Origin of the sequence: Lactiplantibacillus daowaiensis, from assembly GCF_005405085.1 — a bacterium.
Lineage (GTDB): Bacteria > Bacillota > Bacilli > Lactobacillales > Lactobacillaceae > Lactiplantibacillus > Lactiplantibacillus daowaiensis.
Window position 1 is genome coordinate 102,651 of record NZ_BJDJ01000002.1, and the last position, 24,883, is coordinate 127,533.

The 24,883-nt window shown below is 44.6% G+C and carries 23 protein-coding genes; 7 read left to right on the forward strand and 16 right to left on the reverse strand.

All coding sequences use genetic code 11. The features are described 5' to 3' along the window. Positions 1-17 precede the first annotated feature (17 nt). Entirely contained in the window at positions 18-815 is a 798-nt protein-coding gene (locus FFM75_RS01735; RefSeq protein WP_223876584.1) for an alpha/beta hydrolase, read from the forward strand. Positions 816-852: 37 nt separating this feature from the next. Here FFM75_RS01735 and FFM75_RS01740 read toward each other — a convergent pair whose 3' ends face one another. Further along, complete coding sequence (locus FFM75_RS01740; protein WP_137627474.1) at positions 853-1,896, reverse strand: PrsW family intramembrane metalloprotease; 1,044 nt, start codon at positions 1,894-1,896, stop codon at positions 853-855. 189 nt (positions 1,897-2,085) lie between these two features. On the opposite strand from FFM75_RS01740, the gene FFM75_RS01745 reads away from it, so the two are divergent. Then, positions 2,086-4,050, forward strand: a complete 1,965-nt coding sequence (locus FFM75_RS01745) for an Ig-like domain-containing protein (protein ID WP_171001409.1) — start codon at positions 2,086-2,088, stop codon at positions 4,048-4,050. A 78-nt stretch (positions 4,051-4,128) separates the two neighbouring features. Here the strand turns inward: FFM75_RS01745 and FFM75_RS01750 are convergent, their stop codons facing one another. From FFM75_RS01750 to FFM75_RS01780, 7 genes are all read right to left on the reverse strand, one after another. Then, complete coding sequence (locus FFM75_RS01750; protein WP_137627475.1) at positions 4,129-5,649, reverse strand: cell surface protein; 1,521 nt, start codon at positions 5,647-5,649, stop codon at positions 4,129-4,131. Continuing rightward, positions 5,642-6,058 carry a hypothetical protein gene (locus tag FFM75_RS01755; RefSeq protein ID WP_137627476.1) on the reverse strand — a complete coding sequence of 139 codons (417 nt, stop codon included), beginning with the start codon at positions 6,056-6,058 and terminating at the stop codon, positions 5,642-5,644. Before FFM75_RS01755 ends, FFM75_RS01750 begins: the two co-directional genes overlap by 8 nt. Before the next feature lie 22 nt (positions 6,059-6,080). Beyond that, complete coding sequence (locus tag FFM75_RS01760; RefSeq protein ID WP_137627477.1) at positions 6,081-7,151, reverse strand: WxLIP family cell surface protein; 1,071 nt, start codon at positions 7,149-7,151, stop codon at positions 6,081-6,083. A gap of 111 nt (positions 7,152-7,262) precedes the next feature. Then, positions 7,263-7,979: a WxL domain-containing protein gene (locus tag FFM75_RS01765; RefSeq protein WP_137627478.1), complete on the reverse strand. Its 717-nt coding sequence runs from the start codon at positions 7,977-7,979 to the stop codon at positions 7,263-7,265. 226 nt (positions 7,980-8,205) lie between these two features. Continuing rightward, positions 8,206-8,421, reverse strand: coding sequence for a DUF2929 domain-containing protein (locus FFM75_RS01770; protein WP_137627479.1), 216 nt, complete (start codon positions 8,419-8,421; stop codon positions 8,206-8,208). A gap of 151 nt (positions 8,422-8,572) precedes the next feature. After that, the gene (locus tag FFM75_RS01775; protein WP_137627480.1) at positions 8,573-9,457 is read right to left on the reverse strand and encodes a polyphosphate kinase 2 family protein; all 885 of its coding nucleotides are present in this window, start codon (positions 9,455-9,457) and stop codon (positions 8,573-8,575) included. A gap of 15 nt (positions 9,458-9,472) precedes the next feature. After that, positions 9,473-10,030: a nitroreductase family protein gene (locus FFM75_RS01780; protein WP_137627481.1), complete on the reverse strand. Its 558-nt coding sequence runs from the start codon at positions 10,028-10,030 to the stop codon at positions 9,473-9,475. 349 nt (positions 10,031-10,379) lie between these two features. Between FFM75_RS01780 and FFM75_RS01785 the strand changes: the two genes are divergently transcribed. Then, entirely contained in the window at positions 10,380-11,339 is a 960-nt protein-coding gene (locus FFM75_RS01785; protein ID WP_137627482.1) for a nucleoside hydrolase, read from the forward strand. 260 nt (positions 11,340-11,599) lie between these two features. Here the strand turns inward: FFM75_RS01785 and FFM75_RS01790 are convergent, their stop codons facing one another. Both FFM75_RS01790 and FFM75_RS01795 read right to left on the reverse strand, forming a co-directional pair. Further along, complete coding sequence (locus FFM75_RS01790; protein WP_137627483.1) at positions 11,600-12,370, reverse strand: Cof-type HAD-IIB family hydrolase; 771 nt, start codon at positions 12,368-12,370, stop codon at positions 11,600-11,602. 6 nt (positions 12,371-12,376) lie between these two features. Next, positions 12,377-13,315, reverse strand: coding sequence for a LacI family DNA-binding transcriptional regulator (locus tag FFM75_RS01795; RefSeq protein ID WP_137627484.1), 939 nt, complete (start codon positions 13,313-13,315; stop codon positions 12,377-12,379). A gap of 323 nt (positions 13,316-13,638) precedes the next feature. Between FFM75_RS01795 and FFM75_RS01800 the strand changes: the two genes are divergently transcribed. Further along, complete coding sequence (locus FFM75_RS01800) at positions 13,639-14,502, forward strand: MurR/RpiR family transcriptional regulator (protein WP_137627485.1); 864 nt, start codon at positions 13,639-13,641, stop codon at positions 14,500-14,502. 227 nt (positions 14,503-14,729) lie between these two features. Here the strand turns inward: FFM75_RS01800 and FFM75_RS01805 are convergent, their stop codons facing one another. Together FFM75_RS01805 and FFM75_RS01810 are read right to left on the reverse strand one after the other, a co-directional pair. Beyond that, complete coding sequence (locus tag FFM75_RS01805) at positions 14,730-15,710, reverse strand: Gfo/Idh/MocA family protein (protein WP_137627486.1); 981 nt, start codon at positions 15,708-15,710, stop codon at positions 14,730-14,732. 14 nt (positions 15,711-15,724) lie between these two features. Beyond that, positions 15,725-16,744, reverse strand: coding sequence for a Gfo/Idh/MocA family oxidoreductase (locus FFM75_RS01810; protein ID WP_137627487.1), 1,020 nt, complete (start codon positions 16,742-16,744; stop codon positions 15,725-15,727). A 216-nt stretch (positions 16,745-16,960) separates the two neighbouring features. On the opposite strand from FFM75_RS01810, the gene FFM75_RS01815 reads away from it, so the two are divergent. From FFM75_RS01815 to FFM75_RS01825, 3 genes are all read left to right on the forward strand, one after another. After that, positions 16,961-18,964 carry a Na+/H+ antiporter gene (locus FFM75_RS01815; protein WP_137627488.1) on the forward strand — a complete coding sequence of 668 codons (2,004 nt, stop codon included), beginning with the start codon at positions 16,961-16,963 and terminating at the stop codon, positions 18,962-18,964. Between the two features lie 459 nt (positions 18,965-19,423). After that, positions 19,424-21,175 (forward strand): 1-deoxy-D-xylulose-5-phosphate synthase, encoded by a 1,752-nt coding sequence (locus tag FFM75_RS01820; protein ID WP_137627489.1) that lies wholly within the window; start codon positions 19,424-19,426, stop codon positions 21,173-21,175. A gap of 167 nt (positions 21,176-21,342) precedes the next feature. Further along, positions 21,343-21,900 (forward strand): cysteine hydrolase family protein, encoded by a 558-nt coding sequence (locus FFM75_RS01825; protein WP_171001410.1) that lies wholly within the window; start codon positions 21,343-21,345, stop codon positions 21,898-21,900. 44 nt (positions 21,901-21,944) lie between these two features. Here FFM75_RS01825 and FFM75_RS01830 read toward each other — a convergent pair whose 3' ends face one another. The 4 genes from FFM75_RS01830 to FFM75_RS01845 all read right to left on the reverse strand — a co-directional run bounded on the left by FFM75_RS01830 (position 21,945) and on the right by FFM75_RS01845 (position 24,765). Further along, a complete protein-coding gene (locus FFM75_RS01830) occupies positions 21,945-22,574 on the reverse strand; it encodes a hypothetical protein (protein WP_137627491.1) in 630 nt (209 codons plus the stop codon). A gap of 347 nt (positions 22,575-22,921) precedes the next feature. Continuing rightward, positions 22,922-23,692 carry an ABC transporter permease gene (locus FFM75_RS01835; protein WP_137627492.1) on the reverse strand — a complete coding sequence of 257 codons (771 nt, stop codon included), beginning with the start codon at positions 23,690-23,692 and terminating at the stop codon, positions 22,922-22,924. After that, positions 23,685-24,395, reverse strand: a complete 711-nt coding sequence (locus FFM75_RS01840) for an ATP-binding cassette domain-containing protein (RefSeq protein WP_137627493.1) — start codon at positions 24,393-24,395, stop codon at positions 23,685-23,687. Before FFM75_RS01840 ends, FFM75_RS01835 begins: the two co-directional genes overlap by 8 nt. Next, positions 24,388-24,765: a GntR family transcriptional regulator gene (locus FFM75_RS01845; RefSeq protein ID WP_137627494.1), complete on the reverse strand. Its 378-nt coding sequence runs from the start codon at positions 24,763-24,765 to the stop codon at positions 24,388-24,390. Before FFM75_RS01845 ends, FFM75_RS01840 begins: the two co-directional genes overlap by 8 nt. Between the last annotated feature and the right edge of the window lie 118 nt (positions 24,766-24,883).

Sequence of the window (24,883 nt, forward strand, 5' to 3'; positions counted from 1 at the left end):
ATAGGATTTGTGAATAGATGCATCGAATCGCTATGGGGAAAGGTCGTTTGGGGATGCAACATAACCGAATTATTCAATTATTAGCCACTGTCAGTGTCGTGACCGTCGTCGGTGCTGGGATGTACTGGCAACATCGACTCACACCACTAACCAAAACCAAGGTCAAGGCAACGACCATCCCAACCGTGTTTGTGGCTGGCGATTACGCGCGGGCCTTTTCAACTGACGGTTTTGTACATCGCTTGAGCGGCGCCAAGCTCATGACCAAGGCACTAGTTGTCCATGTCACTTATCATGGTCATTTAAACATTCAACAGTACGCACCGTTACGTCACAACCCGACGATTCAAGTCGTCTTTGCGGACAATCACCATCCAGCCCGTCAAGCACGCCAACTAGCTGTCGTGATGCAACACTTAAAACAGCATTACCACGTTAACACGTTCAATGCGGTGGGGCACTCATCGGGTGGCAATATTATTTTTGATTATTTAGCCAATACGGCCCATCAAACGGTTCAACCTCGAATTCACAAATTCGTGACAATTGCCTCCACTTATCCGCATCCTGAAGTTGCCTTGTCAAAATTACCGTCTAATTTGCCGATCTTAAATATTGCAGGTCAAATCTGGCAGACAGCCGGTGATGGTGAGGTTCGCTTAAAGGGTGTCTTAGCTTTTAGCACCGCACTAAAGCAGCACGGCTTTAAGCCTAAAACCACCATCATGCACGGTGGTCCCTTGACGGTTGAACATTCAATGCTCCACATTAATCCAGCCGTGGACCGTGAAATCGTCACCTTTTTATATCAGTAATCAAAAAAGTTGCGACCGATACTGGTCACAACTTTTTTTAAGCTTTGGGTACTGGTAAAAAGATATGTTCTTCAGCTGGAATCCCGGCTTGTCGTAAAGTACGCACTTCACGTAAACCAGAGTCAATCAACACAAAAATAACGACCCACGCTAGTCCAATCAAGACGAGTTGATGGATATAGAAGACATCTAACCAGGCTAGTGGCAAATGCCAATCCCACAACGCGTGTAACGCCACGGCCATAAAATAAAACCGCATGAATTTTGGTCGCAACACCGTTTGCGTGGTCAATGGCCGGTAATCATCTTTTGCAAAGACCACGGCCGCGCCAACCATCGCCGACCACAACGTATGCGTACCAACTGCTTGCCAGGACCGAATGATCAACACGACTAAGCCATAGTCCATCCCATAACCAGCCGTTTCAAAAACAGCAAACCCAGCCCCAACAGCGGCGCCAATTAACATGCCATTAAAGATATAATTCAATTGCAAGTGATTGATAAACCAGGCAATAATCAATAACTTCCCCGTCTCTTCAATCAAACCAATTAGCAAAGCCGACCAAATATCGGTCCCATTGGAAGTCGGTATCAAGGAATACAACAGCATCGTTGCCACCATTGAGGCCACCCCACCAATTAAAAACACTTCTAGCACACTTAAAATCGAGACATTCTTAAACACATTAATTTCAAAAAAATAAATTAACAAAGCAAACGGCACCGTCAAAGACCCCATCACTAATAGTCCTGGTAAAGCCCGTTCGTTTTTAAACGCGTAAAATAATAGCAGTAACAAACTAAACGTGATCAATAACACCATCAAAACTCGTGAAAACAGCCACGGTTTCACAGGTGCATCCGACACTTCCGCTAATGGCGGCGTTGTTGCTTGCGTCCCAGCCGTGAATAGCTCGTCCGCATCATCCTTCGTATGCCGATCAAAGACTTCCGAAAACATCTGTAATGGATGGATTTCAACGGCTTTAGCTTCGCCGGTCCATTCATTGATCTCTTTGGTCGTATCATCTAAAAAGCGATGCGTTTGATGTGACCTTGGTTGTTTTGGTGCGCCCATTCAAAATCCCCCATTTCAAAATAAATATTAGCCCGTCCATCATACCGTTTTTAGCAACTGAGTACAATAATAGCTAATTCGATAAGCTTCCAAATAATCCTTATCAATATTTGACGCTTGTATAAGCGTGGTAAATTAGTGATGCCGAGTGGTGAGAGGCTCGGTAAGAATTGATTGGAGGGAGTAACAATGCGAAAGTTTTGGCATTTTTTAGTACTGGCAGTTGCTGGGTTAGCTTTAATGGTCTTTAGTCCCCCACTGTTAAGTCACGCGGCGCTCATCACAACCGGATCTGGGCTCGACGCAGATAATGCGGTGATTACTGATCCAGCTGGCAAGGTTCAGTCACATACTGCCGTTTTATCAGCTGATGTCACTTACAAGATTTCCTATCGCTGGAGTTTCCCAAACGCAACACAGATCAAGCCTGGAGACACAGCCCTAGTCACATTACCACAAAACATCAATCCCAATCTTGATGTTGACGCCAGTCTACCAAGTTATACTGGCTTAGCAAAGGTCGGCCAGTTAAACTTAACCGCTGGCTCCTACGTTGCGACAATTACCTTCAATAGTTACTTTTATTACCACACAGCTAACAAACAAGGTAACGTTTGGTTCAAATTTCCCGGCAAGGGAACCAATACAACCACGCCACCAACGCCGACCAAACCGATTGCCATGTCGAAAACCGCAGCATGGGTCGACCCTGATAGTCCAGACACCATTAACTGGGGACTAAATATTACAAGTAATGGGAATAAACTTGTCAACCCAGTCATTACAGATACACTCAGTGCTGATCAAACCTATGTACCTGGTAGTGTTTCCGCAACTAACGCGGCTGGTGAGGCAGTGCCAGTTGCGGCTACAGTAAATGGTCGTCAACTGACTTTTAAACTTGCTGGGACTTATGACAGCGATTTAAGGCTGACGTATCAGTCTAAAACAACTAATCGCACAACTTTAGACTTTAATAATAATGCCGTATATCGCGATGATAATGGCAACCAAGCTACCGCGACAGCGGATGTTGATCGTACAGAAGAAGATGAGCCTAATACAGGCACACCTACACCCACCAAACCGATTAGTATGACTAAGACCGCTAGCTGGGTGGATGCGAATGACAAATCAAAAATAAATTGGTCGCTAGCGATTACTAGCAATGGGAATGCACTTGTCAAACCTACGATTACCGACACATTAAGCAGTAATCATACCTATATTCCCAATAGTGTCACTGCAACCGCCGAACGGATTCCAATTCCAATTACGGCTACAGTCAACGGCAACCAGGTTATTTTCAAAATTGATGAAACCGTTAACAGTGATTTAACGATCAATTATCAAACGCAAGCCGCACTTGGCGCAATTGCCGAGGTATATCGAAACAGTGCCGTCTATTCTGATGAAGATGATCATACGGCTACAGCCACAGATAATATCGTTTTAACACCAGACGATTCCGGTGGCACAACGGAGCCGGAGAATCCCGGCACAACGGAACCTGAGAACCCTGGTACTACTGAGCCGGAGAATCCCGGCACAACGGAACCTGAGAACCCTGGTACCACCGAACCTGAAAAGCCCGGCACGACTGAGCCTGAAAAGCCTGGTACCACCGAACCCGAAAAGCCCGGCACGACTGAACCTGAAAAGCCCGGTACGACTGAGCCTGAAAAGCCCGGTACGACTGAGCCTGAAAAGCCTGGTACCACCGAACCTGAAAGGCCTGGTACCACTGAACCCGAAAAGCCCGGTACGACTGAGCCTGAAAAACCTGGTACAACGGAACCTGAAAAGCCTAGTCCCACAACACCGACGACTCCGGCAGCACCAAGTCGACCTGGCCTAACACCAGAAACATCCGGAACAGTGCCATATCGGCCGAATGCCGAAAGTTCAGCTACTGGTGAATCGACAAATGCAACGAACACACCAGCATCGACAGCAAGTCAATCAACGATGACTACTGGTACACCAACAACGACTATTACGACGACGACAACGACGCCGACTAGTAAGAACGCTGCAACCTTACCACAAACTAGTGAGCAACCCTCATGGAATGCCGTTATTGCTGGCATAATTGGTCTCGTATTAGGCACATTAATTGGTGGTTACTTTTATTTGCGTTCACGAAAAGTTTAGCTCCTAACAAAAAATCTTCGGCCATTTCATTTCACACTACAATAGGCTGTAGCGTGCAGATGGTCGAAGATTTTTTCATTATTCAGCTGGTGTATCTTGTAAACTCCAATTAACCGTACCACTATAAGTCCCATTATAGACGCCAGGGAATACGTCTAAAAAGATGCCCTTGGTACTATTATCCCAATCACTAGTCACATCAGTCGTATTACTACCACTATTACGTTCGCCACTAGCAATCAAGGTTGACGTGTTGGTTAATGATTGTTGATCACTACCATCTTGATAAATTAAATTACCTTTTAACGTGTGTTTTGCAGACGTCATCGCTGACGCTGTCGCATACACATACCATTTTGAACCCGCTGCCCGTGTATCGCTAATCGACACATCCCAGCTACTGGTAGGTTTAAAAATCGTTTCTTTGGTTGGCACTTCCAAATCACCAAAGCCAATCGCACTTGAAATAGTACCGAACGTTAACGTCCCAGCTTGTTTCGTCAATGTAATCGTCTTTGCACTAGACTTCAACGTCCCATCGGTTGCATAAAGACTAACAGTCGTACTATCCCCCGTTGCTAATGCTTTGATTTTAGCGGCAATCCCACTATCATCAGTTGCATAAGTAACGTCACTAGTACTACTCCCATCCGAATAACTTGGACTTAACCCTAAGGTCGTTTGTTTGGCCAACCAAGCAACGATTTCACTATCACTCATTGATGCTAACGAACTCGCATCATCTGGGGATAAGTCTAAACTCGTCGACTGACTATCCAGGTCTAATGTTTTTTGAACAACATCTGCAGTGGCTGTCCCTTTATCCCCGGTTGCGTTGCTTTCAGTAACGGTGACGCTGCTGGCACTCCCAATCGCTGAACCCAGGTCTAGACTGTAAGTTTTATCACTGCCAACCGTGGTTGATCCACCAGCACTACTCGTGATTTTATCACCGACATTGGTCCCCGTCCCAGTAATCTTTTGATCACTCGCACTAACTTTACCACTACCAGCGGTTGAATCGATTGTTGGTTTTAAAGCCGCTGCTGCCGTTGCATCATTGGTAAATGACCCCAATTGGTAGGCAATATCACCACCACCACTTGACGCATTATAACGAAAGCCAACATAAATCGGCAAATCATTCGCCAAGTCAGTTAAATCAACGGTAATAGTCTGCGTTGTACCAGAACTTGAAAAAGTCTTACTATTGCCGGAAAAAAGCGTTGTCGAGCCACTTTGCAACGAAGTCCCATCTTTTTGCATCATGTCAAAATAAAAGTTATTCATTGACACATTATTTTTAGCTGTCACAGTCCCCGTTAAAGTAATCGCAACCTGAGTTGTTTTAGTTGTGATTCGACCGTTTGACACATTATTCGCAGTAATTGCTTTTAGCTTAGGATAACTATTGATACCATAATACCCCGAACTCCCAAAAACAACGTTACCGGTTGATTCAGGCGTAAACGTTGTCCCCGTACCTGACATCACATTTGTCATGGTATCAGCCTGTACACGCCCGACCAAGATGAGCAGCGCCAACATGACACTAGTCAACACGACCATTAATTGTGACCGATTTTTCAACTTATTCATGTTTGACACTCCCATCATCAGAGCGTTTCAATTGATACCAAAGCACTCCACTTAAAATTAACATCAATAATAACAAACCACCCACAAGGCGATACAACTGCCATTGTCGCTCACTTGTTTGCGGCAGGCGCCCATGTCTAATCGCCGCTATAGCAGCGCCCATACTGGCATCGGTCTCCGTTGATTGTGCCTTTTTGGTCACCGGCGTCTTAGTGACTTGGTGATACACCGTTTGACCATCTGGAATCAACGCGTTGATTTTAGCCGTTTCTACTTGCCGAGACGTTTTCGGGCCTTGATAAAATTGAACCGTCAACTCTGTTGTCGACGAATGATCAGCAAGCACCGGCCGACCAAATAAGACTAGGAGTCCTAAGGCCACCCCTAAACTAACCCATAGTTTTCGCATGCTGCTCACCCCGCTCTCCTATTTAATCATCCGTTGATTTCCGACGGCGTTTGCGAATGATAAAGATCAACCACAGTATTAATAACACCACGATCAACATGCCCAAGGCACCTAAAACCACAAACCAAATCAAACTAATTCCTGAGTTATCCACTGATTGTTTATTATACTTACTTGCCATGGCCGCCGTAATCGTAAAGTCTTTATCAAAGACCCACCGGTGTTGGCTATTCTTAGCAACTAAATGTAAATGATATTTTCCCGCCTGTAACTTGGTACTCCCGGTTAAAATCGGATACTTGTAGACGGAATTTGGCGCTAATTGCACATTGGCTTTTTTAGCTGTTTTGACCACTTTACCGCTGTTCTTGCTCGTTATCGTTGACTTCAAGTTTAAGTTCGGTACGATAACCGCCGTGGTATTCCGTAAATAGGGAAAAATACCGCGATGATAATTATTCATCCCAGCTGTCACTTTATCCAACGCTAACTTAGGACTAGGCACATGTCCTTCGGTATACTTCAAGCCAATCACATACGAATATTGGTTTTGGATATTCATTGACCCTTTCACCGTACTCGTTGCTTTTTGATCGACACGCTTGAAGTACCAGCCACCAAGCATTACCCCATTAAACGTTTGCGTTGGCATCGTGACATTAGCCGTCACAGTCTTTGAGCCATTGGCTGGTACCGTCACTGTTTTCACTTTACCTAAAGTCGTCACATCGCTCATCTTATAACGTAATGATGCATCATAAGTCTTAGTTGGTGTCACATACTCAATGACCCCATTGCTATTCGTATAAGCCGTATGGATCGCTGTTTTAACTTTGATATCACGATTCGTTACATTATAGATGACCGTCTTTAGTGTTTGCTGTTGACCAGCCTTCATCTTTAAATCAAAGAATGAATTTTTAGCATTGATTTGATTTTTAGGAATCTTAGCCCCAACACTAAACCCGATATTATTCGTCGCAGTTGTGCTAGAACTCGTCTTTGCCGCTTGACCATTAACGGCCAGCGTCAAACAAAACATCAATCCTAAAATCAAACTGAGGCCTTGCCACTTCACTTTTAAACGATTCATCAATATTCTCCCCTGTCTGTAACATACTTATCGCAATGATACCATTTCTATTATGTAATAAAAAGGTGTTCGCTGTACCTACAGCGCCCACCCTTTAAAGTTAAATCTGAGTTATTTAGTTGGCGTGTCTGATAAGTTCCAAGTTAATGTTGATTTATAAGCTTGGGCACTAACCGTGTTAGCACTCACATTTAATTTAACTCCGGTTGGGTCCATTTGGTTAACTGTAACCCCGGCACCATTATCAACAGCGGCACCCATCACATTAGTTGAAGAACCATCTAAATTAACGGTCGCAGCAGTCGCAGTCGCGCCGTTGTTAGACGTTGCCCCACTGGCAGTCACATTCCCAGCTGGCAAGGTAATTGACGCCCCAGCTGCTGTCTTGTTATCAGCACCAGTCAACGCTGAACCAGAAACAGTTAAGCTCCAACCAGCATTGGTCCCACGCACGTCTGAAACTTCAACGACCACATTGTTATTTAACAAGTTGGTTGCCGTGGTATCAGTCGTATCTAAGGCATAGTTTTTATCATTTTGAACATCGATTTCGTTTGAACCAAAACTCAAGTTAGCAGGTACATAAATTAATGACAAGCCGCCCCCGGCTTTACCACCGTTAGTATCAGTTCCTGGTTCTGGATCCAAGTTTTTGTTTGGATCAGTTGGATCAACTGGATTTACAGTACTAGTACTTCCTGTAAATGTTGCCGTGACACTAGTTGAACCTGAACGATTTTCAGTTGCATCGGCATGTGCAACCATTGGTAAAACTGCCCCTAATAATAACGTTCCTGACAATAATAAGCTTCCTAGCATTTTTTTCATTTTGTAGGCACCCCTTTATATTTTCATCTCTCCAATAGTTTATCAACTTAACTATAAAATAGCAATATTTTTATCACATTTATTTCATAAAGTCATAAAACATTCACATATTGGTTGATTGATGCGGTTGATTACCTATTATAAATAAAAAAATGCCCATCTTTGCCCAAACAAAAACTCCAGGCTGATTGTCGCAAAATGACATCACCTGGAGATTTTATTTACCTTATTTAACTTCACGATGGCCTAACATTGGATATAACCCAAAGACCACGATCAACGCAATAATCACGCCGACAATTGCGGAAGTGCCTAATTGTAAGCTGAAGCTTTGGTGAATCGCACTAACGATTTGATCGCCAATGTAACCAATCACTAACCCAAAAATAGCACCCCAACAAGCGGTAATGACTGCGCCTGCGAACCAATGATTCTTACTCATAACTGACCTCCTAATGAAGCTAACACTACGTTACGACAAGTATTAAAACACTCATCATTAACTATAGCAGAACCATTCCCGAAATGCATCGAGAACCTGTTGTTCATTATCTTAATCCGAATTTTGAAAAATTGCCAGCGTTTCTGAAAAGTTAATCGGTTTCACGGTCCAATTGATTCAACGCGGTCTTTAATTGCGCTTGGTCAGCGGCATCCAGTGATGGGTAGGCCAATGGCAATTGACTTAACCGTTGATTGATAATTTCCGACACACATAACCGCGAATACCATTTACTGTCTGACGGAATCACATACCAAGGCACGGATTTGGTCGCCGTTTGCGAAATCGCATCATCGTAAGCCCGTTGGTAGTCATCCCAATAGTGACGCTCACGAATATCCGCCGCCGAAAACTTCCAATTATGACTAGGAATCTCGATCCGGCGAATGAAACGCTGCTTTTGTTCTTCTTTCGACATATGCAAGAAGAATTTCAACACCGTATAGCCATTATGTTGCAAGTAGTCTTCCATATATCTTAAATCCTTATACCGGCGCTTAAAGAATGTCTCATCAACTTGATCAACATTATCAATATCACCAATATGTTCATTGACAATGATATTCGGATGAACACGACTCACTAACACATCTTCATAATAAGACCGATTAAAAATGCCAATCATGCCACGTTTAGGCACTTGATTATGAATCCGCCATAAATAATCATGGGCGATTTCCGTTGCGGTTGGCTGTTTAAATGATGTGACTTCACAACCTTGTGGATTAACGCCACTCATAATGTGGGCAATCATGCTATCTTTCCCCGCTGCATCCATTGCTTGAAAAATAATCAAGACGCCATAACGATCTTGGGCATAAAGTTTGCCTTGCAACTCCGTGAGTTGCTTAATATTTTGCGCAATTTGGGCCTTAATGACTTTTTCATCGGCATATTTGGCATCTGGCTGGGTGGTTTGGCCAGTTAAATCTAACGTTTGTTTCCCGATATAACGATATTGTTTTTCAAAATTCACGCGTTTAGACCCCTTTTAACGATAATCGACTAGTTGTTTGAGTGCTTTATGCTTGGCCAGTTTACCAGCTTGCGCAGCGTGACCAATTGAAACTAATAGTAATGGCTGATAACGCTTGGAATCAAGCTGCAAGATTTTACTAAAAGCAGCATGATCAAAACCAGTCATCGGATTCGTATCATACCCGGCATCTTTGGCTAATAGCATAAACTGCATGGCCACCAACCCAGCATCTAAAGCGCCAATATCGCTATGTGTCGACACACTAGTTTGCTGGGCTGGCAAAAATGGCTTGCGTTCGTCACGATTTTCTAAATCATTAACAAACAAGACAACGGCACTGGCCGTCATTAATTGGCTCGTATTCCCCGTCGCAGTCGCCAAGTCACGCCGCAATTCTGCTGATTCAATAACCAGCGCCCGAATCGGTTGTAAATTCAACGCGGTCGGGGCTAAAAAGGCCGTCTTTAGCATTTTCTCTAAGTCAGCCCGTTTAATCACAGTCTGGTCATCATATTGGCGCACAGAACGGCGCGCCTGCATCACATCAATAATCGGATTATTCGTCGTCATGGTTTCCACTTCCTTCCTTTAAGTATAAGTCAGCGGTTTCACTTTGACAAAAAGGAATATTCATCAAATTCAAGTGATAAATGTTAGTGAATCTGGCGGCAACCGTTGTCACCCCCGCGGCGAACGTTTACAATTAGACTATAACTTGTTTGCGTGGTGCAAACTTTGTCGCCTGTCGGTTGGCCCGGCTTAGTCAAAGGTCGAGTTTTGAAACCGGCGGGTTGTGACGGGTTCAAAATCGTGTCCAACACGTTCCAGCGTTTCTAGCGCCAACCGGTCGACGGCAAAAGGACCACTACCAAACAATTCACAGACCTATCAACTATTGATCCAGGGAGGAATTTGGCTCATGGCAAAACGTAAAATGATTTTGGATTTAGACACTGGGATTGACGACGCAATGGCAATCGCCTATGCGGTTGGGGCCCCAGATGTAGATTTAATTGGGATTATCAGTTCTTACGGTAACGTTGTGGTTGAACAAGCTGCTTATAATAGTTTACAAATTTTAGAATTATTAGGTGCAACTGACGTGCCCGTTTATGTTGGTGATCCACATTCCAGTACCACGGAACACTTTGATGTGATGCCTATTTCTGCACAAATCCACGGTAAAAACGGGATTGGTGAAGTTGACTTACCCGCACCTAAGCGACAACCTGAAACCCAATCCGGGGTTGATTTCTTAATCGATGCTGTTCATCAATACGGCGCTGATCTGACCTTAGTGCCAACTGGTCCTTTAACCAACTTAGCCGCTGCCATTGAAAAAGCTCCGGACATTGCCACTACGATTGGTAACGTTACGATTATGGGTGGTGCCTTAACCGTTCCTGGTAACGTGAGCCATTTTGCAGAAGCCAACATTAACCAAGATGCCGAAGCTGCTAATACGGTCTTTACAAGTGATATCAAATTAACGATGGTTGGTTTGGATGTTACTTTGCGGACCTTATTAACGACTAAAGAAACTGGTCAATGGCGTGACCTAAAGACAACTGCCGGTGAAAAGTTCGCTGACATCGTTGATTACTATATCGATGCTTATAAGGTCACTAGTCCCCATTTGCATGGCTGTGCCTTACACGACCCCTTAGCTGTCGGGGTTGCCTTAGATCCTAGCTTTGTGTCAACCTTGAAGTTGAACATGTTCGTACAAGCTAGCGGTGAAGACTACGGTCGAACCATTGGTGATCCTGCCCGCTTAACAGATGCCAATCCGAATGTCACGGTTGCACTAACCGTGGACACTGACCGTTACCTACAAACGTTCATGACTTATTTAACGGCGTTATTTAAAGAACACTAATCGCTAATCGGAAGCTTGAATATGCCCTTGATTGAGCATACACGAGTTAATCAGCTGTCAATAATGACATGAATTGATAGCCTTTATTAGTTGAATAATCAAAATGAGGTCACCGTACTTTTTTGCGGTGACCTCATTTTTTGACTCATATTTTAGCTGTGTACCAGCAATCTTGGCAGTCGCCAATGACTACTTTATTCAATCAAAAAAGCGTTACAAGATTAATCGATCTCACAACGCTCACCTGATCTAATAGCTGATTAAATCCAGCCGATTGCTTTTAACCCATTTTGAATGCCATCATGATCACAATCCGTCGTGGTCAAGTTTGCACAAGCTTGAATGGCTGGTTCCGCATTTCCCATGGCAATCCCGATACCCGCACTGCGTAACATTTCACGATCATTATCATTGTCACCAAAGGCCACGATATCTTTAGCATCCACATGTAACTTAGCCGCTAATTTAGCCACGCCTTCTGCTTTTGAGCCGACTCGTGGAATCACATCGACCCCATTTTGAGCAAACCGAACAAACGAGAACTCATCGGCATGTGGTAGCTTCGCATCCATGTCTGGTTGATAAAACATCATCGCTTGATAAATCGGATGCGACCGATAGTAATCAGGGGCATAATCTGGTAGCGGTGCGCGGAAATCGTGTAACACTTGTCGTGTGGCTTGACTGGGCTTGGTATGGGCATGTAACCCATCCAAAGATTCAAAAATCATATCCACATGATGTTCGTCAGCAGCAGCGACTAACGCCGCCACATTAGCTGATGACAACGTCTGTTGGTGTACTTGTTGCTTGTTGGCAAACGCCGCTGACCCATTACATAAGATGAAATCTTGTAAATCCAGCGCTTTAATAATCGGCCGCGCTAACCGTAAGTTGCGCCCAGTCGCAATTGCCACGTTGATTTTTTGTTGTTTTAACTTTTGAATACTCGTCACCGTGCTCCGCAACAATTGCTTGTTACGTGCCAACAACGTGTTATCGATATCAAAAACCGCTAATCTCGCTACCATTATTAATTACCGCCTAATAAATTCTGATTTAATCAACTCATGCGTTGTCGTCTGACCCGTCGCCAGCTTAAACGCCGCCCGTCCTAAGGCTTCTAAGTGATGATCAATCGTTGAAAATTGACATAACCGACTAGATAATAAATTCTCTTGCCCAATGATCGGCAAGGGCGTTAAATCGTGTTCTAAATAGTATTGATAGACCCCCGCACCGATATCATCACCATTCGTAAAAATGGCATCAACGCTAGGATTCAAACTTGCAAAGTAAGCACCTGCTCGATAGCCGTCTTCATAAGTTACAGCGCCTACAAATAAATCGCGACTAGCGAGTTTGCCATAAACTTGCTGATAGGCGCTCCGCGTCACACGGGTGCTGGCACTGATCACATTGTTACGGCTCAAAACGACCCCCATCTTTTGATAGCCATGGGCTTGTGCCCAACGCAAAGCATTCACATACGATGCTTCGCGATCAGTGTAAGCCGCGGCTAACGTCCGATCAGTCCCTGGATCTTCGCAACAAACGATCTGCCCGTACTTGCGATAACGCTCCAATGTTTCCAAAGAGCTGCTCCGCGACGTAAAAATCAACGCATCATATGCTTTACTACGCAGTTGATCTAAATATCGCCGTTCAATCGTCATGTCATAATTAGTTGGTAACAAGGTAATCTTGTACCCGGCTGCAAAGGCAGCACTCACGATGCCATCAATGATTCGTGCAAAATATGGATGATTGGCATAGGGCATGACCACCCCAACCGTCTTCGTGCGACCATTACTTAAATCCCGTGCGACTCGATTGGGGACGTAGTCAAGTTGACGCATAATCGCTTCTACTTTGGCCCGCTTTTCATCAGCCACATATTTTTGGTGATTGATCACCCGCGATACTGTCGAAACGGAATAGCCCGACAGCCGGGCAATATCATGAATATTTGTCATCTACTTCCCACTCCTATCCTCCATATTGTACCGTTAGATAGGGGCCTTTGCACTCGCAATTGTGACCGATTACAATTTGACACGACCAATGCTCACGGTGACCGCCTGAGAATGTCTATACATTAGTTTATGAAACCGGTCCCAGGTCAAGCACAAAGTTGCCCCTTTTTAAAACTTTTTTCATTCAACTGTCACGTCAAACCGCATTGTAGCTAGCCGTTACACGTTATGACGCTTAAGTCCCCCTTCAAAAAAACTTGACGGCTGTTCAAGTTCAGTTGCTTCAACTATACTTTAGCTATACTCACAAATGAGGTGTCTACATGTTAATTCTGGATCAACTTCAACAAACCACTGATTTTACGGCAACCGAAAAACGAATCGCGGCCTATATTTTAGCCCACTTGCCAGCCGTAACGACCATTTACATTAAAGACTTGGCCACGGCGACATATACCTCGCATTCGGCCATTATTCGACTAGCTCAAAAGTTAGGTTACCACGGCTACCGTGACTTTCAACACGCTTTAAGTGCCGCCGCCGTGACGCAAGCGCACACGGTTCAAGCTGTGGATGTCAACTTTCCAGTCGCACCGGACGATGATGAACAAACCATTGCCAAAAAGATGGCCGACCTCACCGTTACGACCGTACAAAAGTCGTTTGCCCAACTCGATGTCCCGGCACTGCGGGCATTAGCCGCGCAACTGACCCAAGCACAACGTATTTTCATCTTTGCACAGGGTGACTCGCAAATGCGTGCTCGTAGTTTTCAAAATAAATTAATCAAAATCAACAAATTCGCCATCATCGCCGATGAATACGCCGACGATGCTTGGAATGCCGCTAACGTGGGCCCTAAAGACTGTGCCTTTTTTATTTCATATAACGGGACGACCCACGTCCATCAGCAATACGCACAGTATTTCCATGACCAACACTTACCTAGTTTACTCTTAACCGGCAATCCCAACTCACCACTGATTCCACTGGTGCAACACGACTTAGTTTCCGTTCAAGCTGAGACTAGCTTTGCTAAGATTGGGACTTTTGCCTCCCAAGCGGCCTTTGAATATTTACTCGACAGCTTATTCGCTGTGATGTATGCCCAGGACTTGAAGCACCATTTGACTGACCTACAACATAAGCAACAGTTGATTCAGGGCGGCCCGTTAGAAAACAAGTGAGCTTTAGCGCCAACTTGAATCAAAGGAGCCACCACTATTCTAGCTAGTGGTGACTCCTTTATTGTGTCTGAATGATCATCATAATTTAGCTGACCGGAAGCGACAACGAATCAGTATCTAAAAGTTCTTGTTCCAGACGCTGGGTCATGTTGTGCAAATTATAAGTGTCATTAAACAATGACATTCCAGAACCCAGTTAGGCGTTTGCCCACATGGACGGCCAATCTTTATTGACCTAAGCTAAGTTGGGCATCGGCTAAAGCCGCATCGACCACTGCCATCACTTGCTTGGAGTGTGCTAACTGTGTTTTGACGAATGCCATATCGTGGTCAGCAATCACCCGGTCAAAGCGTGCAAATTCCGCAAACATCCGATGCGGATGACGATTTAATTGCTGCGTTTTGCTAGCAGCACCACGGACTTGTTCAGTGTAACTTTCAACCGTATTAGTGGGCCCATTAACGACAATTGAGCCATCAGTGCCTTGAATGGTTGACTTAACTGGCGCATCGCAATCTTTAGCGCCAATACAGACAACTTGTACGCCGGGGTAAGTCAACGTCAGCACACCTGATGTATCGATATCACGCGCCACATTGGCTGCATAGTGCACGCTCGTTGGCGCCCCTAACAAGCCCACGACGAAGTGAATATTATAAATGTTCAAATCCATTAATGCCCCACCACCCAGTTTCGGGTTAAACGCTGGTAACACGACGCCTGCTTTAAATTGGTCATACCGCGATGAATATTGGGAATAGTTGCATTCAATGATTTTTAAACTGCCCAAGTCTGGTAACGCTTGTTTGATCGCTTGGTAGTTCGGTAAGTACTGATTCGTAATCGCTTCGACCAAGACAACATCTTGACTTAAAGCAAGTTTTTCTAACTCAGCTAGTTGGGTGCTATCTAAAGTAAAAGGCTTTTCACAGATGACATTTTTGCCTTGTTCCAAAGCTTGTTTCGTAAATTGATAATGCAATGCGTTTGGTAACGCGACATAGACCGTATCAATCGATGCATCGGCTAACAACAAATCATAATCCGTATAAACTTTAGCAATACCATACTTTGTCTGCAAAGCCTGGGCTTTGGTGACACTGCGCGGTGCACTCAAAATCCCAGCCAATTCAATTTCTGGTAAATCACCGACCATTGTTAAAAAGTCCGTGACAATTTTACCGGTTCCTAAAATGCCTAAGCGCATAGTACTTCCTCCTATTACTGTTTGACTTGTTGAATGCCTGCTTCTAATAATTCCAGTTGTAAGATGGTTTCTTCATCTTTAACGATTTTGGGTTGGCCATTAATAATACTGTCGTAGACCCCTTGATAAACTCGGCTATAATCGCCGACTTCCGAAACCACTTTTTCTTCATGATATTGTTGATCAGCATCCATATACGTTAGCGTCCCATAGTCAACTGGCCGATCGACGCCAAAGTCCGCATGGTTCGGCATGTAAAAATGCTTCAAATCATATTCTTGCCGATCAGTAGTCGCTTTCATGAACATCCCTTGCTTGCCATAAACCACAAAACTTGGCCGCGGTTTGATCCGGAAATAACTGGATTTAACCGATACTTTCAACGTGCCGTAATACAAATCAATATCAAAATAATCATTCATCCGATTCGGCCCTAATAATTGACGCACATCATTATGGACATCGTCTGGCCGCCCAAAATAGCTAATGACTTGATCTAAAGTATGACACGCATGGCCATATAAGTAACTCGTCGCCAGTGAGAAGTGGTCCACATTAGTTGGGACTTCTGGGCGAAAATAATCAAAAGACATTTCAACTTCTAACAAGTCCCCCAACTTACCACTTTCGATAACGCGTTGCACCGTTAAGAAATCTGAATCAAAACGCCGATTTTGATAACATTGGACGAGTAATCCTTTTTGCTTGGCTAAGGCAAACAACGCTTTAGCTTCCGCCGAGGTTTCGGTGAAGGGCTTTTCAACTAGCACATGCTTGCCATGATTTAACACATCTTTGGCTACTGCATAATGCGTGTGACTGGGCGTTGAAACCACCACTAATTGAATCTCGGGATCATCGTAAATGTCATTGATGTCCGTCGTATAATGCACACCATCAATCGGCGTCCAAGCTTGACGACCTGAACGCGAATAAATTGTCTTCACTTTGATCTTGTCTTTGAGTTTTAACGCGTATGGTAAATGATAGCGATTAGCACTCTTCCCATTACCGATATAAGCAATTGTTAGCATTTAAAAGCCCTCCACTTAAGTTGATAGCTTCATTATACTGAATCCCCACCCCATTCATAGCTAAGACACACAAACTGGTCACTAGGTTCAAAGCTAGTGCAGTATTCGACTTTTAACTGAACACTGGGTTTAGTGGCAAATGCGACTTTAGTGTCACAATTAATTAAATTGCGGTAAACTTAGAAAAATTAACTAATTTACAAGGGGGAATTTCGAGTGTCGACGGTTTTTCTAGTCTTACTCTTAATCGCCGCGGTGGTCGGGGCCAACGCCATCTATGCGCGATTCACCTTAGTGCCAGTCGCCTTTTTACAAATTGCAGCTGGGCTACTACTCTCACTCATTCCGCTCTATCGAAACTTCGAATTAGAGCCGGAAATTTTTTTGCTGGTCATTATTTCAGTCTTAATGTTTAATGATGGCCAAAATACCAATGTCCGTAAGTTATCGCATCAATTAGGGACCACCTTATCACTTGCTGTGGTCCTCGCAATCGTGACCATTCTGATTGTTGGTACGGTCACCCATTTCTTAATTCCGGCCTTTTCCTTAGCGTTATCGCTAGCATTAGGGGCAATTATCACCCCAACCGACGCGGTCGCCGTTTCGTCAATCACAACGAAGGTCTCAGTTCCCGGCGAAGTGATGGATACTTTGGAAAACGAATCTTTATTTAATGATGCGTCCGGTATCGTGGCCTTTAACTTGGCAATTGCTGCGGTTACGACCGGCCAATTTTCAGTGATGCATGGTATCGGTAATTTTCTCTATGTCTTTGTCGGCGGGATTATTGTCGGGTTAATCCTCGGTTACGTCATCGTGGCCATTCGAATCCAGCTGATTAATATGCATGTGGATACGCCATCGGTAATCGTACCGTATACATTGCTGACCCCTTTCGTCGTTTATTTGGTTGCCGAAGCGGCCGGTGTCTCAGGGATTTTAGCGGTTGTTGCCACCGGTTTGATTCATGGCGTGCAACAAGAACGCCTCCGATTAACGACGTCGCGCCTGCAAATCGTCATGAGTACCACTTGGTCAATTATCGCTAGTATCTTAAATGGGATCGTCTTCGTCTTACTAGGCGTCTCGCTGCCTAGTGTCATCAGCCATTTACAACAACGTGACACGAGTTCCGTCGCGATTCTAGTCGGCATCGGTATCTTGCTTTATCTCGTCATGACCTTAGTGCGGTTCTTATGGACCCAGTTTGACTTCGCTAAGATTCGCGCTTGGGATAATCACGAAAAAGCCCGCAACAGTCTCGTCTTGGCGCTTAGTGGCGTGCATGGAACCATCACCTTAGCCATGGCATTCTCATTGCCGCTCACCTTAGGCGGACATGCCTTTACTTATCGTAACGACTTAATCTTCGTGGCTGCGGTGGTCATTTTAACCAGCCTATTAGTCCCAACGATTTTATTACCAGTGTTATTACCGGCCAAAGTTGATAAAGTGACCCCCGAAGACTTAGCCCAAGCCAAAGTCGACATGGTCACCAGTGCGATTCATATGATTTACGCGCGTTACGGTGACACCCCTAATGCTAGTGAAGTCATCATGATTTTAGAAGGTCAACGCGCTGTTGATGGTCGCCCGGATAGAGCGCAATTAAACGAGTTATTCGATCAAGCCTATGACTTAGAAACCCACACCGTCGAACAGATGGTCACGGATGGCGAAGTCACGCCACAAGTGGCTGAAAAGTACATGCGGGTCGCCAGTCAAACGCGACTGCAAAACCAGCAATCGTTCGGTCAACGGGTCATTTTATTCTTTAAATTCGTGGTCTTTGGCCGTTGGTCTTGGAATCGCAAGGCCCGTGCCCGCCGTAAAGCGATTCATCAAATCAAGACCAAAGGGTTGTCGCGTGAACAATTGATTGATCGTAATCGGCACGTTTGGGATCAAATGCGGGCCGTCGAAGCCAAACCCTATCAAGCCATCGTAACTTTCTTAAATGACAGCTATGCTACCCATAACCAACAAGCGGTCGGCATCGTCCGCCGGGCTTATGATGAACGGCATCGGCGTTTATCGGGAACTCGCGATTTTCAAAATGCCCAAAACGAGTTATTGATCCAAGCCTTTCAATTGGAATATAACTTTATTCAATCACAACTCGCGACTCAGAAATATAGCCATGCACTCGGCAATGCGCTTTATGAGCAAATTTCAACTGACCAACTGGTTTATTTGCAATCGGTTAACGCCGAATAATGATCAACACATCGCTGGCATTCGTTACGTCAATAACGCTACCAACGGTCAGCACCAGCCGAATGACACCAAAGTAAGTAAACTAAGACTTAAATCAATGAAGTGGTCACTAGCAGCGTTATCAAGTCAATAAAACTTGAGACCTAACCGATTGCCCAATCTCGGCTAACACGTTTAAATCTCAACTTGAGTTGATTAGATGCTTGCATCTCACTTTAGGGTCGCTTACCACCCCGATAACGATTGCGTTAATCTGATTAGCCGTTGACGCCGGATCGTTTGCCCGACCCCCACTTGTATCACGGTCAACTGCTAACCACTTGATTGCTTTAAATCAGGGGATTTATCTTTTTTGATAAATTCCCTGATTTTTTTGATTAAAACGCTTGTGTTAGACCTAGTCTAAGGTGCTAGGATTAGTATCGTTAAATTCTTTAGCTGAAAGTGAGCGATAATTAAATGAACACACCAATTTTAAATACAATCGAAACACCGGCCGATTTACAAGGCCTGACCTTAGCGCAATTAACGGCTCTGGCCGCTGAAATCCGCCAAGTTTTATTGCACAAAGTCAGTCAAACGGGCGGTCACGTTGGCCCTAACTTGGGCGTCGTTGAATTAACGATCGCCTTTCACACGATTTTTGATTCACCGACTGACAAAGTCGTTTGGGATGTATCGCATCAATCTTATACCCATAAAATCTTAACGGGTCGTAAACAAGCTTGGCTAGACCCCGCCCATTATGACGATGTCAGTGGTTACACCGAACCCGCTGAAAGTCCACACGACTACTTCAACATCGGCCACACGTCAACTTCAATTGCGTTAGCCACTGGCATGGCAGTGGCGCGTGATTTGACCAACCGTTCCGGCAATGTCATGGCCGTGATTGGCGACGGCTCCTTATCAGGTGGGTTGGCCTTAGAAGGTCTCAATACTGCCGCAACGCTGCACAGCAATTTGATCATCTTAGTTAACGATAATGGGATGTCGATCGCTGAAGATCACGGTGGCTTATACGCGAACTTAAAACAATTGCGTGAGACTAACGGTCAAGCTGAAAACAACTTGTTTAAGGCTATGGGCTTAGATTACCGCTATGTCGACGATGGTAACGACCTCGCTAGTATGTTAGCAGCATTTAAAGCCATTAAAGACATCGATCATCCGGTGGTGTTACACGTCCATACGGAAAAAGGCCATGGCTATCAACCAGCCATCACCCACAAAGAAGCTTTCCACTGGCATGTCCCATTTGACCTGGCAACCGGGGAAACGTTACAGCCTAATACCGGTGAAAGCTATACCGATGTGATCCATCAAGTGATGGAAACTGAATTAACCGATAAGCACACCCCATTGACCGCGATTACGGCCGCAATTCCTGGGATGTATGATTTAAAACGGTTTGGTAACCAGCATCCTGAACGGTATTTCGATGTTGGCATCGCCGAACAAGAATCGATTACGTTTGCGGCGGGTCAAGCCCAACAAGGGTTGCGCCCAATCGTCTTTCATTCAGGCACCTTCTTACAACGGGCCTACGACCAATTGTCACATGACTTAGGCATCAATCAATTGCCTGTCACCATTATGGTCGCCGGTGGTCGAATCAGTGCTGGTGATCCAACGCATCAAGGCATCTTTGATGTGGCAATGCTCAGTAACATTCCGAACCTCACTTATTTAGCACCAACAACCAAAGAGGAACTCGCCGCCATGATGACTTGGTCATTACATCAAACGACCGGTCCCGTTGCGATTCGGGTACCAAGTAATGCCGTCCACTCGGCACCTTTAGCAGCTGACTTTGACGCCCATCGGATGCATACCTTGCATACTGGTCGTCAAGTCGCCTTACTCGGTGTCGGCAGTTTGTTGCCGTTAGCGGAACAAGTGCAACAACAGCTTCTAGCTCACGACATTGATGCCACAATCATTGATCCGCGCGATATCTCAACGCTAGATACCGACACGTTAGCTGGTTTAACGCCAAACCATCAATTAGTCGTGACTTTAGAAGAAGCGAGTCTCAGTGGTGGGTTTGGTGAAAAAGTCGCCCGCTACTATGGCCCGACTGACATGCAGGTCTTAACCTTTGGTGCTGAAAAACGATTTAATCACCGTGAAACGTCAACCGAACTGCGGCATGAATTCAAGTTAACACCTGACCAAATTACCGCTGCAATCACAGCTAACTTGGCTTAATTTTTAATAACAACGTCATAACTAGTGGCCTAATGAAAATCAATCTTTCATTAGGCCACTAGTTTTAACGATAAAAAAGTTAGCCCATTTTCAGCGATGATGCGTCTTTAGTTGTATTTTAATGACGAGTCAGACATACTAGATGCAACCAACTTTTAGGAGGCCTTGTGATGCCTGCAAATGAAGCTTTATTAATCATTGATTATACGAACGATTTTGTTGCAACTGAAGGTGCACTAACATGTGGTGAACCCGGGCAAGTTTTAGCGCCAAAGATTGTGACCTTAGCCGATCAAATGCTTGAAACTGGTGGCTGGGTACTCCTGCCCACTGATGTGCATACGCCACATGACCCCTATCACCCAGAAAGTAAACTATTTCCACCCCACAACGTCCGGCACACTTGGGGCCGCGAATTATACGGCCCGGTCAAGCCTTGGTTTGACGCGCATCAAGTTAATGATCACGTTTGGTTATTTGATAAGACCCGCTACAGTGCCTTTGCCGGGACTGACTTAGATTTACGGCTACGTGAACGTAAGATCGATACGCTCCATCTCGTTGGCGTTTGTACGGATATCTGTGTCTTACACACCGCAGTCGATGCTTATAATCTTGGCTATAACTTGATTATTCATCGCTCCGCGGTTGCCAGCTTCAATCCGACCGGTCACGCTTGGGCCTTAGAGCACTTTGCCAATACATTAGGTGCACAAGTGATTTAAACAATTAAAAGGCGAGTCACGGAAAAATCCGGACTCGCCTTTTTTTAATAATTTGTTTCTAAAATCAAACCGGGTTTAACCACTGGGATAATTGCCGTGGGACTCGTCTTACGACCAGCTTGCCGGGCCGTTACGGTTAGATGGTACTTCGTGGCATTAATCCCACTCAAATGAAATAATGCCGTGGTCCCACCACTATATTGTTTCGTTAACATGTTATCGTGCTGATAAATCGTCACCACGCTTGCACTTGGAACTTGCATCGAAACGAGCAAAGTTCCCATGACCCCACTACGATCAGTCTGCGTCACTCGTGGCGTTTTAGTGGTGTATGTTTCAGCGCCATATGTGTAAACCTTAGTAATTCGGGTCCCCTTTTGGTTCGTGCCATACAATTTAAACGTTCGATAACCGGTAAACGCTTTACTGATTTTAAACTGTTGTCGGTTCACTTTAGCTGTCACCTTTTTAGTGTTGCCATAAGTTAACACAACTTTTTTCACCTTAGCGCTCGCTTGCCCCTTAAACGTGGCCGTCTTGGCAGCATTGGCATACTCGACAGTGGTTTTGGTCAAGTGTCCCGTGACTTTCGTTTTAGCTTGAGCAGTCGGTCCGGCTAGTAGCCCCAATGCACTAACCCCTACAAGTCCTGCCAATAAATAAGTGTGTTTCATATTCAATTCCCCCATTATTTCACCTAACACTGATACAAACCATTATTATAACCGCTAGACGATCAAACGACCACTGCGGCAATTCGTTTGTTAGCCGTCACGCAAAAAGATAAGCCCGAGGCAATCATCTTCAAACCTTGACGGCCAGCAAGTTAACGTATTTTCGGGATGTCATCACTTAATGGCCCTAATTATCCACACAAAAGACGACAAAGAATTCAGCACTAATGTGACAGATTCTTTGTCGTCTTTGCATAATCATTGTCATTTAGCTGTAGGTCAGCAGTAATGGAAGTGGCAACAATCAGTAGCCCAAAATTTTGTGCCAGACTCACCACAATCAAGCTTTAATTAGCGTCTGTTTCGACCCATTTTTTCAAACAGATCACATTAATGGCACCTTCAATTAAGATCACGACTGCCATCGCAACAATTGAAACCCAAATTTGACTCCAATCATTATTACTAAAGGCAACTCGTGACACCCAGGCAACACCATGAATAATAAAGCCAGATAACCGCAATGTTAAGAAAATCACGACAACGTAAATGACGATATTGACGACTTGTTGCCGCATCTTAGGTAAGAAGCTGCTGGCGGCCCGCGTAATCAGGTGTACAAACGAAATCGTGCTCCAAATGAGCAAGTTCAAAATCAAATACAACACGACAACTGCAATGAGCATGCCAACGAAATCAGTCATTGCCCGTGCTGGTGGCATATTCCCCATCATGCTAGCACCACCATCACTAAAGAACGCAATGGAAACTGCAATGCTGCAGACGACTGCTTGAATAATCGTAAAGTACACCAAATTGACTAATGACGTTAATAGATTCGTACTATAAAGTTTGGTTTCTTCAACCGGCATCAAGCGAAACGAATCCGCTGTATAAGTCTTTTCAATACCGAATGCAAGTATGATGACGCCGACAACGCTTGGTAATGGTGCCCAGCCCATCGTGGCAAACATCAAGGTCGAACTTGAGAATTCACCTTTAATCGCGACCCAAATCAACGTCACCACAGTCGCAATTAATTCTAGTGCTAACAGTTGATTCATTTGCCGAAACTTGTCACGGCTCATCGCTTTAAATAATGACCCAAAACTAGTCATGCTGAACCCCTCCTTCGTACAAACTTTCATAATAGTCTTCAATTTCCAATCCAGTCTGATTACGAATTTCATCCGCGCCGCGATGGACCGCAATCGTTTGATCTTTGACGACCACAATTTCATCTAACACGGACGCAATCTCGGTCACATAATGATCACTGATCAATAATGTGGCATTTTCAGGGGTCCATTGGATGATACTGCTAATGATTTTCTTACGACTCATACTATCGATACCACTGAATGGTTCATCTAATAAGTACAACTCAACCTGTCGCGCTAACGTCAACGCGATGATAAACTTTTCACGCATCCCTTTGGATAACGCACTCAATTTCAAGTCGTCATTAATTTGTAGAAATGCTGCTAAGTCTTGGTAGCGTTTCAAGTCAAAGTCGGGATAAACGAGTTGATAGAAGCTCACCACGCGGGCTAACTTCGTACTTTTACTAAACCCATGCAGTTGTTCTGAAAAGCTCACATGACTTTTGCGTTGTGCTGGCGTCGTCGTGCCGCTCACCGTAATCGTACCGTTACCTTGGGCACTACCCGTAATGAGCCGCATCAAAGTCGTCTTCCCAGCCCCGTTTTCACCTAACAAGCCGACGATTTTTCCGGCAGCTAATGTTAAATCGACATTTGCTAAAATCAACTTTTGATTACGCTTATAAGATAGATTCTCAATCGTTAAGACATCAGTCATTTTGTGCAGCTCCTTTCTGTTCAATATACCGTTTTAAACTTTCAATAATTTCATCATCACTTAAATTCAAGGCGTGCAGTTGTGCGTACACCAGTGCCAATTGTGCCATGACTAATTGCTCCTTTAATTGGGCTAAGCGGGCCGTATCTTGCGTAACAAAGTTGCCTTTACCACGTCTAGATTCGATGACACCTTCAGTGATCATCTCACTCAATGCCCGCTGAATCGTGTTGACATTAACCGTCAAATCTACCGCTAGTTGCCGGACGGCCGGTAACTTATCGCCGGGCTTTAACGTGGCCGCTAAGATTTCATGATATAAATGTTGTTTGATTTGGTAATAAATCGGGACCTTATCGTCAAATTTCAATTTGTAACGCCTTCCTAGTGTTCTATTTAACTATTACACTATAACATCATCATCTCAGCTTGACAAGTCCACGTTTAAAAAAGGTGACCCAAAAACATCATGATTCACTGATGACTGA

Coding starts and splice junctions, on each gene's coding strand:
- FFM75_RS01735 (WP_223876584.1), top strand. CDS start 18: ATGCATCGAATCGCTATGGGGAAAGGTCGTTTGGGGATGCAACATAAC.
- FFM75_RS01740 (WP_137627474.1), bottom strand. CDS start 1,896: ATGGGCGCACCAAAACAACCAAGGTCACATCAAACGCATCGCTTTTTA.
- FFM75_RS01745 (WP_171001409.1), top strand. CDS start 2,086: ATGCGAAAGTTTTGGCATTTTTTAGTACTGGCAGTTGCTGGGTTAGCT.
- FFM75_RS01750 (WP_137627475.1), bottom strand. CDS start 5,649: ATGAATAAGTTGAAAAATCGGTCACAATTAATGGTCGTGTTGACTAGT.
- FFM75_RS01755 (WP_137627476.1), bottom strand. CDS start 6,058: ATGCGAAAACTATGGGTTAGTTTAGGGGTGGCCTTAGGACTCCTAGTC.
- FFM75_RS01760 (WP_137627477.1), bottom strand. CDS start 7,151: ATGAATCGTTTAAAAGTGAAGTGGCAAGGCCTCAGTTTGATTTTAGGA.
- FFM75_RS01765 (WP_137627478.1), bottom strand. CDS start 7,979: ATGAAAAAAATGCTAGGAAGCTTATTATTGTCAGGAACGTTATTATTA.
- FFM75_RS01770 (WP_137627479.1), bottom strand. CDS start 8,421: ATGAGTAAGAATCATTGGTTCGCAGGCGCAGTCATTACCGCTTGTTGG.
- FFM75_RS01780 (WP_137627481.1), bottom strand. CDS start 10,030: ATGACGACGAATAATCCGATTATTGATGTGATGCAGGCGCGCCGTTCT.
- FFM75_RS01785 (WP_137627482.1), top strand. CDS start 10,380: ATGGCAAAACGTAAAATGATTTTGGATTTAGACACTGGGATTGACGAC.
- FFM75_RS01790 (WP_137627483.1), bottom strand. CDS start 12,370: ATGGTAGCGAGATTAGCGGTTTTTGATATCGATAACACGTTGTTGGCA.
- FFM75_RS01795 (WP_137627484.1), bottom strand. CDS start 13,315: ATGACAAATATTCATGATATTGCCCGGCTGTCGGGCTATTCCGTTTCG.
- FFM75_RS01800 (WP_137627485.1), top strand. CDS start 13,639: ATGTTAATTCTGGATCAACTTCAACAAACCACTGATTTTACGGCAACC.
- FFM75_RS01805 (WP_137627486.1), bottom strand. CDS start 15,710: ATGCGCTTAGGCATTTTAGGAACCGGTAAAATTGTCACGGACTTTTTA.
- FFM75_RS01810 (WP_137627487.1), bottom strand. CDS start 16,744: ATGCTAACAATTGCTTATATCGGTAATGGGAAGAGTGCTAATCGCTAT.
- FFM75_RS01820 (WP_137627489.1), top strand. CDS start 19,424: ATGAACACACCAATTTTAAATACAATCGAAACACCGGCCGATTTACAA.
- FFM75_RS01830 (WP_137627491.1), bottom strand. CDS start 22,574: ATGAAACACACTTATTTATTGGCAGGACTTGTAGGGGTTAGTGCATTG.
- FFM75_RS01835 (WP_137627492.1), bottom strand. CDS start 23,692: ATGACTAGTTTTGGGTCATTATTTAAAGCGATGAGCCGTGACAAGTTT.
- FFM75_RS01840 (WP_137627493.1), bottom strand. CDS start 24,395: ATGACTGATGTCTTAACGATTGAGAATCTATCTTATAAGCGTAATCAA.